We start from the raw sequence: 15976 nt of genomic DNA, 5'->3' as shown, positions 1-15976 counted from the left end.
CGGTTCAAAGATCGCTTTCCTTCATAAAGTAGGGTGGAGGAGAGTGGAAAAAATGTCACGTGAGCCAAAGGGCAAATATAGTGATTTTACTAATGCAAGGGATAGACAAAAAAAGCTTATCCCTGAAGAGTTTCCAGAGGGAGCGTTTGGATCTCCAATAAATGAATCCGAACCTGTTTCAGGTAAATCCACCCCATGGGAAGAAGGACAGTACAGGGAAAGTGCGTTTGTGTACCCAGATAAGTCAATGCATAAAGACGTGCCACGTCAAGCACCCACTTCCCATCCTACACAAAAAAAGGAGTAGCAAAATTGCTACTCCTTTTTTTACACATTAAGTAAGTAAATGTCAACGTAGTTAAAATTTTGGATTCCCAACTATAAGAAATAATACATTCGCTGAAATACGAGCGAATGTATTCTTTTCTAATGTGTTATTCCTCCGCCTTTTTCGGCTTCGCACCTTTTATCTTTTGAAGCACAAAATAAGCGCAACCAAAATTACAGTACTCGTAAAGATAGTCGTCAAGCGCACCAATTTTAGCGTCCAATGAGGCTTTGTGATTCTGATCGCTATAAAATCCTTTTAGCCGCAATTGATCATAGCCCCAATCACCGACAATGTAGTCATATTTCGAAAGGATATCAGAATGACGTTCATTTAGTGCTTTTTCATCAAAACCCTCTTTAACATTTTCAATCAACTCATACTGTTTCCCATTTATTTCAATCATCGCTTTCCCTCCACATATTGTAATAAGTTTATCACATTCACCCATATGGAAACCAGAAATAATTTCATGCATGAATTTCGTAGAGAATTGCAAACTAAAAGAGAAACAAAACTGAAAAGGAGCAATCACATGAAAATAAACCATTTTGTAATTGGCGCTCTCACTTTGTTTAGCCTAAGCGCATGTGGAAATAATGAAAACGCCATGGATGAACGCGATGATATTGTAGACGAGCTTGATCCTTCTGCTGAACAGCAATCAGCTGAAGATGAAGAACTAAATGACAGACTTGGCTACGTACATTATACAAAAGACCAGGTAAACAATGATGATGAAATGGAGCATGGTGTTTCCATCGATCGTACACAAGTCGCAAATGTTATTACGCGTATTGCCTTACGCGGTGAAGGTCTAGAGCAAGTTGCAACGCTTGTCACAGATGAAGAAGTACTCATTGCTTATGAAAAGTCTGATAACGTAGACGAGAAAGAAGCCGCAAATATTGCAAGAAAGACAGCACAATCCGTTATACCTCAATATTATGAAATATATGTCTCTGATAATGAAAGCTTAATCAACGACATACAAAGCTTGCATAATTCCAGCACCACTGACGGCAGTTATGAGAACACCATTGATCAGATCATAAAAGAGATGGAAAAATCACCACAGGGTAAAGAAGATAACCTAAAAGAAGAAATGAAAAATCAAGAATAAATGCAATATATGGAAGGGTCCTCTGTAAATGCCAAGAGGATCCTTTTGTTATATGAATAGAATTCCTCTTCCTAACTAAAAATAACTCTATTCTAAGTAAAAGGGTGAACAACATTGTACTATCGATACCTCTATACAGGTTTCCTTCTTATATTCCTTATATTGTTTACTGGCAGTACAGTTCATGCCGAAGCAGATAAAGATATATACAAAGAGCGGATGGCCTTATTTAAGAAAACCGAAGCACTCACACAAATACCATGGCACTTTTTTGCGGCAATGGATAATTTCGAACGCAACATTAAAAAAGAAGATGAAGGAAAAGTTATTTCAATTGAGGTACCAGCTGAATTATGGTACGGATTAGGAAACAGTTCTATGATTCAAGATGAAAACCTTATTACCTTCTTTAACGGTAAAGGTATGGATGGGGACGGGGACAAACTCGCGGATCCTGACAACCCGGAAGATATACTTCATACCATTGCTAACTACATGTTAGAATACGGTCAAACAGATGAGGATATTAAAATTGCGTTATGGAATTATTATAAACGTGATTTATCGGTCCAGACGATAATGAACACGGCCAAGGTTTTTAAAACTTACCAGGAAATTAACTTGACAGATAGAGACTTCCCAGTATCTACTGATTACAATTACAGCTACCGTAGCACATGGGGAGATAGGCGTGGATTTGGTGGGTTACGTATCCATGAAGGAACTGATATTTTTGCCGGGTATGGGACACCTGTCAAATCAACCACATATGGTGTTATTGAGCTGATGGGTTGGAACTTATACGGCGGGTGGCGCATCGGAATACGAGACATTTACAATATATACCATTATTATGGCCATATGAATGGATATCAAGATGACATTCAAGTTGGACAAGTGGTAAAGCCTGGAGATGTACTAGGTAGTGTAGGTTCTACAGGGTATGGCCCCCCAGGTACTTCTGGTAAGTTTCCTCCACATTTGCACTATGGCATGTATAAGGACAACGGATACAGCGAATGGTCTTTTGATCCCTATCCTTTTTTGAAGAAATGGGAAAGAATGGTTAAATAGTACTGAAAAGAAGAAATGACGATAAGGCTATTAAAAAGAGAGCCATTTACATAAATGGCTCTCTTCGTTATTTATTTTGATTTTTTTACAGCATATGTGATACTTGCTGCCAATCCACCCCATATGACAATCATACCAAAGATCATAACAAAGATAGCACCTGCAGTCATATTATTTTGCCTCCTTAGCTTTAGCTTCCGCTTCAGCACGGTTATTGCCTTTCCACTTTGTAAGAGAAAGGATAATCCCTATTACTAACGCACCTGCTGCAACTGACCAGCCTGCATATATAATAAATGCATCAGTGTAATTCCCATAGTTTCCTGACTCTGTTTCAAATTGTTTAAGTAAGTTTTGTGTAAACAACTGATACATCTGATAACCTAAAACAATCGGTGTAATGACTGCAAGACAAATCGTCCACCAAGAGCCTAGTCGAATATCGGAAATTTCGTTAGCATGGTCTTTCAGTTCTTTAACCTGTCTTAAAATCCATGCAACGACTACTACTTCAACAAGACCAAGTAAGGCAACACCAAATTGGTTAATAAAATAATCCGCCGCATCTAGGAAGTTAAGTCCACCTTGAGTAGAGAATAATATTGAAATTAAAGCTGCTAATCCTCCCCCAAAAAATACTGCTTTCGCTCTGGAAATTTTGAACTTATCAACAAGACCCGCAACATAAGTTTCCGTTATGGACATTAAAGATGTCAATCCGGCAAGTACGAGTGATGCAAAGAATAAGAACCCGAAGAGCCCATTTAAACCAGGAAATTCATTTATAATTGCCGGGAATACAACAAACGCTAAACCTACACCACCAGTAACGACATCATCTACACCTACTCCTGACTGGGATGCTAAAAATCCAAGTACAGAGAAAACCCCAATCCCTGCTAGTAACTCAAAGCTTGAATTCCCGAAACCAACGATGAACGCATTATTCGTTAAATCGGATTTTTTCGGCAAATAACTTGAATACGTGATCATGATTGCAAAGGCAATGGATAGACTGAAGAAAATCTGTCCGTATGCTGCAACCCAAACGTCTGGTGACAAAATCGTACTAAAATCTGGGGCAAAGAACGCCTGTAATCCATCAATGGCTCCAGGAAGGGTTACTGCACGGATAACAATAATAAGGAAAATAATGACCAATGCAGGAATAAAGATCCTGTTCGCAATTTCAATACCCTTCTTAACGCCTTTAAATAAGATCCCTAATACTAACACCCATACAATGACAAGTGGGATAAATACGCCTGGAACAATTCCGCCTATTTCACCAGGTGCAGCTAATTTTAAATAGTCATTGAACAAAAAGCTTTCCGTATCTGATCCCCAATTCTGGTTAAAAGCAAACACAGAATACGACATAGCCCATGCAACAATGACGGCATAGTAGGTGGAAATAACAAATGCTACAAGTACTGCCCACCAACCGATGAATTCCGACTTTTTATTCATTCGCTTAAATGTTAACGGTGCTGAGCCACGATGCTTGTGACCCATTGTAAATTCCATAATCAAAATCGGTATTCCTGCTGTTAGTAGTGCAAATAAGTATGGGATAAAAAATGCCCCACCACCGTTTTCATAGGCAACAGTTGGAAAACGCCAGATGTTCCCAAGCCCGATAGCAGAACCGACAGCTGCTAGAATAAAGCCAGCCCGTGTCCCCCAGTTAGAACGTGATTCCATAATAAGACCTCCCCTTTTTTATTCCTTTCTTCGTAATTGTATGTCCTACATAAGAAAGGAATGTTTAAAATCTTTGTTTTTTTCTGATATTTATGTTTGTATTATAAAGGTACAAACTACCTATGTCAAAGGAATTTTTATCCTATTCCATTTTTATCCCTAAGAATGTTCCTATGTTCCCAAAAAATAAAAAATGAACGACCTTCCGATACATTCTAGAATCGAAAAGTCGTTCAGCTTCAATATATTATTAAGGAAACCTTTTATAAAGAATTTCTTCGTTTTAGAAAACTGCTCGAATTCCCATTACTCTTTCTGAGTAGCTGTTTTGGATAGGAAACTCAAGAAGATACTAATTAAGATTATAATCAAGAGTGTGATCAACAGTGGAAGCCATACTTGATTCATTAACCCAATTAGTAAATATCCAATACTAGCAGCAACGGCTACAATGATAGCATATGGAAGCTGTGTTAGAACATGATCAATATGGTTGCTTCCCGCCCCTGTAGACGAAAGAATAGTTGTATCAGAAATTGGTGTACAATGGTCACCGAAGACTGAACCGGCAAGCACTGCTGCCAGAGATGGTAACAACATTGTTGTATCTGTTACTGCCGCTACCTCCGCTGCAATTGGTAGCATGATGCCAAATGTTCCCCATGAAGTCCCAGTTGCCAGTGCCATAAATCCGGAGATCAAGAAGAATAATAGCGGCAGCATCGACGAACTTATAGAAGCGTCATTTACTAATTGAGCCAAGTACTGACCTGTCTCCAACGTTCCAATTATGGAACCGATCATCCAAGCTAAAACAAGAATATAGATAGCAGGAAGCATGGTTTTCAAGCCTTCCACGATTACTTTAACTAAATTTTCTCTTGGTTTACTTTGCTGAAGATGGAATAAAAGAGCAGTAAGCACAGCAGCAACCCCACCAACAAATAACGATAAGTTAACATTAGTATTAGAGAAAATGGTTAAGATGGTCACATTAGAACCTGATGCAGCTGCCCCTGTAAAGATCATTGCTAAAACGGTTGCGAGAATTAATACAATGATAGGAACTAACAGATGATAAATTCTCCCGTTAGTATGTGCGGAAATTTTATTTCCAAGATCGCCTGGTACGTTTTTTTGTTCAGGGTCAACTAACTCCCCTGTTTCCATTGCACGCTTTTCATGGGTACGCATTGGTCCAATATCCAGCTTGAAATATGCCACAATGAATACGAGCAATACAGCTCCCAAAGCGTATAGGTTTAATGGGATCATTTGTATAAAAGCCTCTAATGGACGAATATCGGTAATCTCATTTGCTGCTAACAATCCACCAATTATTCCAATTATATAAGCACCCCAGCTTGATATTGGGGAAATTACGGTAACCGGAGCTGAAGTAGAGTCAATTAGATATGCAAGCTTCGCCCTAGATACTTTATGTCGATCAGTTAATGGTCTTGCTATTTGTCCCACTGCAAGACTGTTAAAATAATCATCAATAAAAATAATCAATCCGAGTACACCTGTCATGGCTTGTGATCCAGTACGTGTTTTAATTCGATGGATCATCCATTGCCCAAATGCTCTACTGCCTCCCGATGCTTGCAGAAAAGCAGTCATAATACCAAGCAATAATAGGAAACCTAGTAATAGAAGATTCCCAGTATTTGGCGCCCCATCTGCAAAAAATATGTTGCTAAAACTTGTGCCAATCTCTTTTAAGGAATCGAGAATAGAAAAATGATGAATAAACAATGCTCCTACTATAATTCCTACTCCAAGTGATACATAAATATTTCGTGTTAGCAATACAAGAAGAAGCATAAGTATTGCCGGTATGAGTGAAAATATCGTCCCTTCCATGCTGTTACCTCCGTTATTTTTTTGGTCGGTAGTAAAGGGAAATGTATGAATACCGCGATTGTCAAGTTCTGCCTCTGGAAGTAATTACCAGTTTATAAAAAGGCACAAAAAAGCAATGACAGAAAATAACCTATCATTGCTTTACAACATACGTTATCCTCCATTTCGATCAATAGTGCTCCATGCACACCAATGCATGACAGTATATCCCCTTTTCAAAGATATACCAGCTATAAATAAGTTTGACCCTTATTATGCTTCGGCAAACAACCCTTTCACCAGCTTTCATCGTTGTCATTCTCCAGCTGATTACTAATATTGCCCGCTCCTCTACCTCACCGATCTGATAAGATTTACTTATTGAATTTTCCTTATCTAATATTACCAGTCTCTTAGTCGTTATTCAAGTCATTTCGTGGAATGGAAATATTTGGACCATCTCCACTACTTTCCCCTCCACCACGATTATAAAACTCTGGAACGTCCCCCATGATAACTTTTGAATCCACATAAACCTTTGTGCTAATTGTTGTCGTTTCGGTTGTGAATGGAACTACTATTTGTACATTAACAGAAACAGGGATATAAATTTCGATTAACGCACCATTTAGTCCAATTTCTCTTTCTTCATATTTAACGTCTGACTGAATACTGCCGACAATTTCAAAGTGCACGGGGATTTTCGGCCCAAGGTTAGAAAGAATTGTACTCCCTGTTGCCTGGCCAATTGGAATTTCCACCACCGTTGGGTCCTGATTCGCTAATTCTCCTGGTGTATCCCCATATTCAATTGGGTCAAGCTCAGGATCATTTATATCCAAGGTTTCTCCTTTATTCATTCCATAAAGAAAGAACTCCGCCTTATTCGTTGCAATGCGAAGCGCTCTGTTTACAGCAACAGAATTCCAACCTAAAAGAGATACGTTTCCATTATTATCCATTCTTACATCCATGAGATCATCAAAACTAATATTTTCCGTTGATTTTACAGCCGCATTAATAGTTCTTGTTGCAAATTCTTCGGTTTTGACAACTGCAATATCCATCAACACTGGAGTAATTTTCTTATCAACAATTACGATGCTAAGTAAAACCATCAGGCCAAATAACACAATTGTAAAAAGAAAAACTGTTTTTGCTGGAGGTGTTGCTCTACTTGTACCATAACGTTTTCTAAATTTCACGTAAAAAAACCCCCTTAACACAAACTTATGCTTGTATTAAAAGGGCTAGAATTAAATATTAATCTACCAATACATCTTTTACTGTAACGTTTACAGTACGTTCCAAATCAATTTCATATGGGCTAGCTGTCGGATTTCCGTTTTCTTCTAGAATTCGAACAACTGGACGATCACATAAATTAGTGTTTTGCCTTATCACAACACCAATACGGCCATCACTTAATTCGATTGTTAATCCATTTGGGTAGGCAACAACACTCCGCTTAAACGCTTCAATCATTTCTTTATCAAATAAATTTACTGCTCCAGCATAAAGAATTTCCAACCCTTCATGTGGCAGCATAGCTTCACGATATACTCGTGAGCTTGTTACCGCATCAAACACATCCGCTATTCCAATTACTTTTGCATAAGTATGGATTTCCTCCCCTTGTATGCCTCTCGGGTAACCAGATCCATCAAGTCTTTCATGATGCTGATAAGCACAGTGGGAGATTACTGTTGGCATGTATTGGTGTTTACGAAGGTAATCAAAGCCCACTTGCGTATGCCCTTTAATTATTTCAAATTCTTCATCTGATAGCTTATCAGGTTTTTGCAGGATTTTTGGATCAATAAACATTTTTCCAATATCATGTAGCATTGCCCCTACGCCAATTTCTGTAAGCTGTTTAGTTGAATAATTTAACTCAACACCAATAGCAAGCGAATAAATCGTCACATTTAAAGAATGTTGAAAAACATAATTATCAGAGACAAAAATATCCGCCAATAGTGACAAGGATTTTTCATTTTCCTGTATGTTACTTAAAATCTGTTCTACTACGTTCGTAAGTTCCTTTGACCTTCTATCCAGAATATAAGAGCGTTGCCCCAAACCAGCATTCTTAAGCTCGATAAACGTATCTTTAATCATATTGGTTGCCTCAAGACGTAGCTCATCAGGAATAGTCTGGTCAACTTCTATATCTGGCGTTGTGCCATCTTCAATGTATATGTATGTAATGCCATTGTTTAAAAGCCGTCGCAATAGCTTATCTGTTAAACGCATGCCTTTTTTAATTAAAACCACGCCATTTTCATTGTAAATGGTTTGGGCAAGTATCGTCCCTGCATGTATTTTCTTTGTGCTGGCAATTCTCATATTTTTTCCTAACCCCTATCAACAAAGTAAATGACGAAAATGTAAGCTCTAACAAAATTCGGCCTTATTCGACATAAGTCCCACTAAAATAGTACCAAAAATAAGACTAAATTGCTATTAGTTTTGGAAAATTATGTTCATGTATCACCTTCGTTTTTTTAAATAAAAAATGCCTTCCTACGAGGAAGACATTTTATCAGGATATTTTTAATAAGGCATCTTTACCAATCATGCCTTCTTCCCAACCATAAGCTCTAGATGCATCGGTTATTTTTTCCAAAGGTGCATTTAATAAGTCATCTATCGTACGCACACCTACTGCTCTTCCGGCGATCACATTTCGACCTTTTAACTTTTCATTTAATACGTCCACATCCAGCGCAGCACACATAATATAACCGACCTCATTGGATATCATCAGCAAGTTAGTTTTTGGAAGTTCAACACGTATTGCAGTAAAATGCATGCCTTCCACTTCCAGAGGATTGATTGTAATCATTTATGCAAAGCCTCCTTCATCTGGTCCTTACATTTGTATGCAAAACAAAGGGCCTTTGACACAATACTCACTCGTTGCCAGGGATATCTTAATGCTCACGAGCGATATTCTGCTACTCACACATTCCCCGCTCCCGGCAAATGTACTCTAGACATCAAGTAGAGAGTTTCCTCAACGTTTTAACTTTTCGAGAACTTCTCTTTTAATGTTGTGGCAAGATGATCCCTTAGAAACTCGGGAAGAAAATAGTCCTTCACTTCAGATTTAGCTACTTCTGGCAGAAGACGACCAAATGTAAAAGTATCCGCAGTGGCTACCCTGTACGTTACATCAGATTTCAACGCCTCTCCATCAGGGAGACTTACTTCCTTTACAAATTCCTCACCATTATCATGAAATGCTGTCTGGACATGCAACCCAGCAAATACCATCCTGCCCAGTACTTCTCCTCGAAAGCCGAATCCTTTTAATTTAAGTTCAGTAAAATCTTTTTTAAAGCATGCTCTAACTACTTCTGTTAATTCATTACCTGTCACCTCTACCACACAGGCATTAATAGGATGAGGACAGACCCGATGAATGTCACCATAGCTAATATCCCCCGCAGGTAACTGATCTAGAAGTAGACCTGAATTTAGCATGGCAATATCTGCGCTTGTCCAATTTTTTATCGTTTCCGTTAATTCCTGCATTATCTTGGTATGTTTAAACCACTGCACATCAATAGACCTTTCCAAATGAACCACCGTTTCACCAAGAATGGAATCAGCCTTTTCTGTTAATAGCTGCAGTTTTTGTTCTGTTTGCAAGTCTTTAGGCTGGCTTGATATGTCTGTTGCATAGGCTTCTTTAGAGATTAATTTTCCATTGTCATGATCCCACGTTAAAATGACTTCCCCAATAAAACTGCAATGCTTTCCAGCAGCGGTAATGACGGCATTATTAATATGTTCCCCTGTTCTTAACAAATGGTGGGTATGGCCTCCAATAATTACATCAATATCTTCAAACCTACGGGCAATCTCTTGGTCCTCACTAAGCCCCAAATGGGATAACAAAATAATGATGTCAGTGGACTCTTTTAGCTCTTCTATACAAGCTTTTAGCATGTCAAAATGCGGAGATACATGCCAATCCAATAGCTCATAAAAGGCATTAAATGGAGCCGTTAGTCCAATAAAACCTGCCTTTATTCCGTTAACTGACTTGATAGTGGTAGTGGGCTTCAGCCACTTTGGCTCTTGTCCTTTTAGACTATGTAAATTAGCACAGACCACTTCAAATTCTGCTTCATCATAAAGATGAAATAAATCTTGATGGGACAAGGTAATCCCTTCGTTGTTCCCCATTGTCACGACGTCATAGCCAGCATCATTTAAAAGCTCAACATTTGCCTTTCCCATAAAAGCTTCGGAAATGGGATGCACGCGATCCATATGGTCTCCAATATCTACCACCCACGTGGAGTTGTTTTCCGTCGAACTGCTCGCTATTGCTTCTTTTAGATAAGAAACCACTCGTGGCCATTGTTCAAAATTACTATGTAAATCGTTTGTATAAAATAAATGAAGTTGTTCTTGCATTACTCATTCTCCTCACATAAGCCCTTGATAGATCATTCGGATACCAATTACAATCAGCACAATACGTAAAATCCCTTCCAGTACCTTCCCTGTTAGAAGCTGATTCACTTTTGCTCCGAGCTTGCCGCCAACCCAGGCACCTGGTATGAACAAAAAGGCATATTCCCAGACGATATGGCCCAATGTAATATGGGATCCTGCCCCGATAATACTCACAAAGAAAATCATAAACATGGAAGTTGCAATTGCAATATGTGCTGGCATGCCGAATAGCAAAATCATTACAGGAACCATAATCGAGCCCCCACCTATCCCGAATAAACCGGATAAGGTACCAACTACTAGTGACACAAAAAAGGCAGTCCATATAGGGACATGATAGGTATAGACCTCTCCATTAAGTTCCATCCTTCGGCTCGGTTTACCTTGCAATGTCTTCGGCTGGCTCGGATCCCTTTTTAGGAAGAACAGCATAGAGACAACAATTATTAATAATCCAAAATAAAGTAAAAAGTTGTCTGTTTCGATATACTGATTCAACCATGAACCAATCATACCTCCGGGAACACTTCCCACTAAAAACAATAGTCCCGTCTTATAATCCACCCTTCCACTCTTTAAATAAGCAATTGTGGAAGATAATGCTGTAAAGACCATTGCAATTAAGGAAATACCCACAACTGACTGGGGGGTCACCCAGGAAAATGCCTCGGAAATCTGTGCTAAGAATAGAAGACTCGGTATTAGTACTACGCCGCCTCCTAATCCCATTAACGCACCGATAAAAGCTGTAATAATCCCAATAAAGATGCAAAGTAAAAATACCATTTATAATCACTACTATCTCTTATATTATCCTTTAATACTAGCACGAAAAGAAGGGTTTTCCCAATGAGGAAGCCTGTAAATAATCTTACTTAAATAGTGTACAGACAGTTTTATACCGTTTAAACGAGTAGTTAAAATGTTATTGACTTTGTAACAAAATAGGAGTAATTTAAGCTTAATTTCATACACACCTTTTTTCAATAATGATTTCACCTGAGTATTTACTGTTTTTAAGTTGCAATGCAAATGAGTAGCCTTATTGCCAACGGCAAATTCTTTCTTAGATACGTTTATTTCTTGAGGAGATGAAATGTTAGAACAGAGTTTAACTGTTACATTTTTTCTATTAGTCTCGTTATTTAGCAATACCCATCGGAGTTTTATTAATAATAGTTTGGAGAAGGTAGGAGTTTAACGTGAGATTACGTATTAAATGTACACCCCCTCAACTTTTACTTATTGTATTTGTTATTTCTATAATTTTAGGTAGTATATTGCTTAAGTTACCATTTGCCACAGTAGGATCAATTAGCTGGATCAATGCATTTTTCACTTCTACTTCAGCTATGACTGTTACTGGCTTAGCTGTAATAGATACGGGGCAATCGTTTACCTTGTTTGGGCAACTGGTTATTTTAATTTTAATTCAACTCGGCGGACTTGGAATCATGTCATTTGCTGTGTTAATCGCTATGATTCTAGGAAAGAAAATAGGTATAAAGAAAAGGCTAGTGGTACAGCAATCACTCAACCAGAACTCATTTGGAGGAATCATCAGACTGATAAAGTATTTATTTATTTTTTCAATTACCATTGAACTAATGGGTGCTATCTTATTATCTTTTGCCTGGGTGCCAGACTTGGGCTTGGTAAAGGGGATTTATTACAGCTTATTTCATGCTATATCAGCTTTTAATAATGCAGGGTTTGCATTATGGCAGGATAGTTTAATGAGCTATGTTGGAAACCCAATTATAAATATTGCCATTACCTCTTTATTTATTCTTGGTGGGATAGGCTTTACTGTCTTAGTCGATATTTGGAAAACGAAGCGTTTTAAAAAACTAGCCTTACATACAAAACTAATGATCGTTGGGACACTTCTCGTAAATGTAGCTGCCATGTTTATTGTATTTTTACTTGAGTATACAAACCCAGATACATTGGGTAGTCTTACAGCTTTAAGTGATAAATTATGGGCATCTTACTTTCAAGGGGTTACACCACGTACTGCTGGCTTTAATTCATTAGATACTGCTAGCTTAAGAGAACCAACGATTTTCTTTATTATTCTTTTAATGTTTATTGGAGCAGGAAGTGCTTCCACAGCGGGGGGAATAAAACTAACTTCCTTTATTGTCATCTTATTTTCTGTTATCTCTTTTCTAAAAGGAAAAGAAGAGTTAGTTATTAGTAAAAGAGCTATTAAACAATCCATTATACTGCGTGCACTTGCCATTACCTTCTTGGGCATGTTGTTTTTGGTCGTAGGTGTCTTTATTTTATCTATAACAGAAAATAGTTCGTTTATAGCCATTTTATTCGAGGTGACTTCTGCATTTGGCACAGTTGGACTTTCCATGGGGCTGACTGGATCATTAACAATTCCAGGGAAAATGGTTATTATCCTTGTTATGTTCCTTGGAAAAATTGGACCATTGACGTTGGCCTTCTCAATTGCAAAGCCAGCTAGAACGAAAATAAAGTACCCTGGTGAAGAAATTATTACGGGGTAAACTAAATATACAGTTTGTTTATAGGTCCGCGTTAAAAAAGTAATCCTTGATCTGAATCATAGGTAGTGCCCATATTTAAACCTAAAAAACCTCCTACATAATAGGAGGTCCGATTAATAAAGATAATCTATATTTCTTGAAAGGGAATTTAACCACTTTCGATAAGTCTTCTTTTCGCTGTTGGATAAGAGTCCTGTCCTATAAGAGCTTCAGAAATCCCTAGGTCCATTTAAAAGTCCATAAAATCCTTCTCTATATCAATTCGTTCTCCTTTCTCATTTGATTTTGATGCTGCTTCATTCACTAAGGTTAGATTGATTACATCTTCCTTCGTAATGGTTGGTGTTTCACCTGACCTTATAGCACGAATCCATTGGACCATCGGCATTGGCAACACGGTTAATGCTTCTGTCATTTCTGTTTGTTTACTATCATTCATATGAATACTATCTACAGTTATTTTATCGCCGCTAATACGTAACGTCACTTCTGTTCCGTATACTTCCAATTGGAAAGGACTACCTTGTGAAACAAAACTTGTTTCGACTATTCCAAGCGCACCTGAATCGTAATCTATTAAAAGTGCCGCATTATCATCTACGTTGGAACCCACCGACTTTTGCAGACGTGCATATACACCCTTCGCCTTTCCAGCTAAACGGTTCGTTAAATAAATGGGATGGGCACCAAGATCGATCATAGCCCCGCCACCAGCTTGTTCCTTGTTAAAGAACTGTTTAGGTAACCAACCATATTCTCGGCCTTCAGGTGCTACACCGCCGTTATGAGCGAAACGACAACGAACCATAGTAACTTTTCCGACCCAGCCTTCCTTAATTGATTTTTCAGCATATAAATAGTTGTTGTCCGTAAGTCTTGGCAGTGAAACCATCAATTCCACACCAGCTTCATGTACCGCCTGATAAATTTCTTCGCAATCTTTCACAGTGAATGCCAAGACCTTTTCCGTAAAGATATGTTTTTTGTGTTTTGCAGCAGCAATAATAATCTCTTTATGCATATTTGTCGGTGAACTCACAATTACTGCATCAATATTTGGATTAGACAGTACCTTGATTAAATCCTGTTCAAATGGAACACCAAGTTCTTTTGCCCATTTTTCACCCCGGTCACTTTTTTCATCCCAAACTAACTTAATTGATACATCATCATTTTCCTGAATATCTCTAGCATAATCTTCGGCATGTACATGCCATCTGCTTAATAATGCTACATTAATCATTTATAACAACTCCCTTGTATAGTTAGTGAAAGTGCAGCAGCCTTTCCTGTTTTGGCAGATTCATAGATTGCTTTTAAGATTTATGTAACCACGAAGGCCTCTTCTGGTTTTACAATTGGTTTTGTATCAACGTTTTAACTGGGTAATAATCTGCCACAATTGGTGGACAAGTTTATAAAAATACCCTTGTCACAAACAGAGTGGTGACAAGGGTTTAATGATGTTAGCCGATTGAACCTTCCATCTCAAATTTGATTAGACGGTTCATTTCTACTGCGTATTCCATTGGTAGTTCTTTTGTAAATGGTTCGATGAAGCCCATTACAATCATCTCTGTAGCTTCTTCTTCGCTCAAACCTCTGCTCATTAGATAGAACAGTTGCTCTTCAGAAACTTTTGAAACCTTCGCTTCATGCTCGAGTGAGATGTTATCATTGTAAATTTCATTGTATGGTATTGTATCGGAAGTGGATTCGTTATCCATAATTAAGGTATCACACTCAATGTTAGAGCGCGCACCGTCTGCCTTCCGTCCAAAGTGGACAATCCCACGATAAGATACTTTCCCACCATGTTTGGAAATAGATTTCGATACAATCGATGATGAGGTGTTTGGTGCAAGGTGATGCATTTTCGCACCAGCATCCTGATGCTGACCTTTACCAGCAATCGCAATGGACAACGTCATACCTCTTGCCCCTTCACCTGTTAAGAGAACTGCTGGATATTTCATTGTCAGCTTAGAACCAATGTTACCATCAATCCATTCCATTGTAGCATTCGCACCACAGGTAGCACGTTTGGTTACAAGGTTATAGACATTGTTTGCCCAGTTCTGGATCGTCGTATAACGGCAGTACCCATCTTTTTTAACAAAGATTTCAACTACCGCACTGTGCAAGGAGTTTGTTGTATAGACGGGTGCTGTACAACCTTCAACATAATGCACAGATGCTCCTTCGTCAACGATAATCAACGTACGCTCAAATTGTCCCATATTCTCTGAATTAATTCGGAAATATGCTTGTAACGGCGTGCTTGTTTGAACACCTTTCGGCACATAAATGAAGGAGCCTCCAGACCATACAGCCGAGTTCAATGCAGAAAATTTATTATCCGTGTACGGGATTACTTTTCCAAAGTACTCTTTAAAAAGATCTTCGTTTTCTTTAAGTGCTGTATCTGTATCTTTAAAGACGATACCCATTTCTTCAAGATCTTCTTTAAGGCTGTGGTATACTACCTCTGATTCGTACTGTGCAGAAACGCCTGCAAGGTATTTTTGTTCTGCTTCAGGAATACCTAATTTATCAAAGGTTTGCTTGATTTCGTCTGGTACCTCATCCCATGTTTTACCTTGTCTCTCTGAAGGCTTTACATAGTAGACAATTTCATCAAAGTTAAGTTCTGACAAATCTCCGCCCCATTGTGGCATAGGCATTTTGTAAAAATGCTCTAATGCTTTTAAGCGGTAGTCAAGCATCCACTGAGGCTCTTCTTTCATGTTGGAGATCTCTTCCACGATTTCACGGGTCAGTCCTTTTCCAGAACGGAAAACCGAAACGTCTTTGTCATGAAAGCCATACTTATACTCTTCCATTTCCGGCATTTCTTTAGCCATTATATAACCTCCTATTAGATGTCTTTCCTATCAAATTTTTCTA

The 15976-nt window shown here is 38.3% G+C and carries 15 protein-coding genes and 1 riboswitch; of the genes, 4 read left to right on the top strand and 11 right to left on the bottom strand.

What is annotated here, in order from left to right; all coding sequences use genetic code 11:
- Positions 1-52 precede the first annotated feature (52 nt).
- The gene (locus ACTWPF_RS07240; RefSeq protein ID WP_443148868.1) at positions 53-307 is read left to right on the top strand and encodes a hypothetical protein; all 255 of its coding nucleotides are present in this window, start codon (positions 53-55) and stop codon (positions 305-307) included.
- 127 nt (positions 308-434) lie between these two features.
- Here ACTWPF_RS07240 and ACTWPF_RS07235 read toward each other — a convergent pair whose 3' ends face one another.
- A complete protein-coding gene (locus ACTWPF_RS07235) occupies positions 435-734 on the bottom strand; it encodes a YutD family protein (protein ID WP_443148808.1) in 300 nt (99 codons plus the stop codon).
- Positions 735-863: 129 nt separating this feature from the next.
- Here ACTWPF_RS07235 and ACTWPF_RS07230 point away from each other — a divergent pair, with 129 nt between their 5' ends.
- Both ACTWPF_RS07230 and ACTWPF_RS07225 read left to right on the top strand, forming a co-directional pair.
- Positions 864-1451, top strand: coding sequence for a YhcN/YlaJ family sporulation lipoprotein (locus ACTWPF_RS07230; RefSeq protein WP_443148807.1), 588 nt, complete (start codon positions 864-866; stop codon positions 1449-1451).
- 114 nt (positions 1452-1565) lie between these two features.
- Complete coding sequence (locus tag ACTWPF_RS07225; protein ID WP_234368346.1) at positions 1566-2525, top strand: peptidoglycan DD-metalloendopeptidase family protein; 960 nt, start codon at positions 1566-1568, stop codon at positions 2523-2525.
- Between the two features lie 71 nt (positions 2526-2596).
- Here ACTWPF_RS07225 and ACTWPF_RS07220 read toward each other — a convergent pair whose 3' ends face one another.
- The 8 genes from ACTWPF_RS07220 to ACTWPF_RS07185 form a co-directional block, all read right to left on the bottom strand.
- Positions 2597-2695, bottom strand: coding sequence for a MetS family NSS transporter small subunit (locus ACTWPF_RS07220; RefSeq protein ID WP_106897249.1), 99 nt, complete (start codon positions 2693-2695; stop codon positions 2597-2599).
- A gap of 1 nt (position 2696) precedes the next feature.
- Positions 2697-4229, bottom strand: coding sequence for a sodium-dependent transporter (locus ACTWPF_RS07215; RefSeq protein ID WP_443148806.1), 1533 nt, complete (start codon positions 4227-4229; stop codon positions 2697-2699).
- A 306-nt stretch (positions 4230-4535) separates the two neighbouring features.
- A complete protein-coding gene (locus ACTWPF_RS07210) occupies positions 4536-6095 on the bottom strand; it encodes a Na+/H+ antiporter NhaC family protein (protein WP_106897251.1) in 1560 nt (519 codons plus the stop codon).
- A 165-nt stretch (positions 6096-6260) separates the two neighbouring features.
- Positions 6261-6436: riboswitch (Lysine riboswitch) on the bottom strand.
- 51 nt (positions 6437-6487) lie between these two features.
- Entirely contained in the window at positions 6488-7279 is a 792-nt protein-coding gene (gene yunB / locus ACTWPF_RS07205) for a sporulation protein YunB (protein ID WP_443148805.1), read from the bottom strand.
- A gap of 58 nt (positions 7280-7337) precedes the next feature.
- Positions 7338-8423 carry an HD-GYP domain-containing protein gene (locus ACTWPF_RS07200; protein WP_106897252.1) on the bottom strand — a complete coding sequence of 362 codons (1086 nt, stop codon included), beginning with the start codon at positions 8421-8423 and terminating at the stop codon, positions 7338-7340.
- 196 nt (positions 8424-8619) lie between these two features.
- Positions 8620-8922: a YunC family protein gene (locus ACTWPF_RS07195; RefSeq protein ID WP_443148804.1), complete on the bottom strand. Its 303-nt coding sequence runs from the start codon at positions 8920-8922 to the stop codon at positions 8620-8622.
- A gap of 179 nt (positions 8923-9101) precedes the next feature.
- Positions 9102-10505, bottom strand: coding sequence for a bifunctional metallophosphatase/5'-nucleotidase (locus ACTWPF_RS07190; protein ID WP_443148803.1), 1404 nt, complete (start codon positions 10503-10505; stop codon positions 9102-9104).
- Between the two features lie 12 nt (positions 10506-10517).
- Positions 10518-11333, bottom strand: coding sequence for a sulfite exporter TauE/SafE family protein (locus ACTWPF_RS07185; RefSeq protein ID WP_443148802.1), 816 nt, complete (start codon positions 11331-11333; stop codon positions 10518-10520).
- 416 nt (positions 11334-11749) lie between these two features.
- Here ACTWPF_RS07185 and ACTWPF_RS07180 point away from each other — a divergent pair, with 416 nt between their 5' ends.
- On the top strand, positions 11750-13069 hold the full coding sequence (locus tag ACTWPF_RS07180) for a TrkH family potassium uptake protein (RefSeq protein WP_443148801.1): 1320 nt from the start codon (positions 11750-11752) through the stop codon (positions 13067-13069).
- 229 nt (positions 13070-13298) lie between these two features.
- Here the strand turns inward: ACTWPF_RS07180 and ACTWPF_RS07175 are convergent, their stop codons facing one another.
- Together ACTWPF_RS07175 and sufB are read right to left on the bottom strand one after the other, a co-directional pair.
- A complete protein-coding gene (locus tag ACTWPF_RS07175; RefSeq protein WP_443148800.1) occupies positions 13299-14312 on the bottom strand; it encodes a Gfo/Idh/MocA family protein in 1014 nt (337 codons plus the stop codon).
- Positions 14313-14535: 223 nt separating this feature from the next.
- On the bottom strand, positions 14536-15933 hold the full coding sequence (gene sufB, locus ACTWPF_RS07170) for a Fe-S cluster assembly protein SufB (RefSeq protein ID WP_106897258.1): 1398 nt from the start codon (positions 15931-15933) through the stop codon (positions 14536-14538).
- Positions 15934-15976: the final 43 nt, after the last annotated feature.

This window comes from Oceanobacillus sp. M65, from assembly GCF_052246275.1.
GTDB lineage: Bacteria > Bacillota > Bacilli > Bacillales > Amphibacillaceae > Oceanobacillus_B > Oceanobacillus_B jordanicus.
The sequence above is the reverse complement of the archived record's forward strand: the minus strand, read 5'-3'. Positions and strand labels throughout refer to the sequence as shown.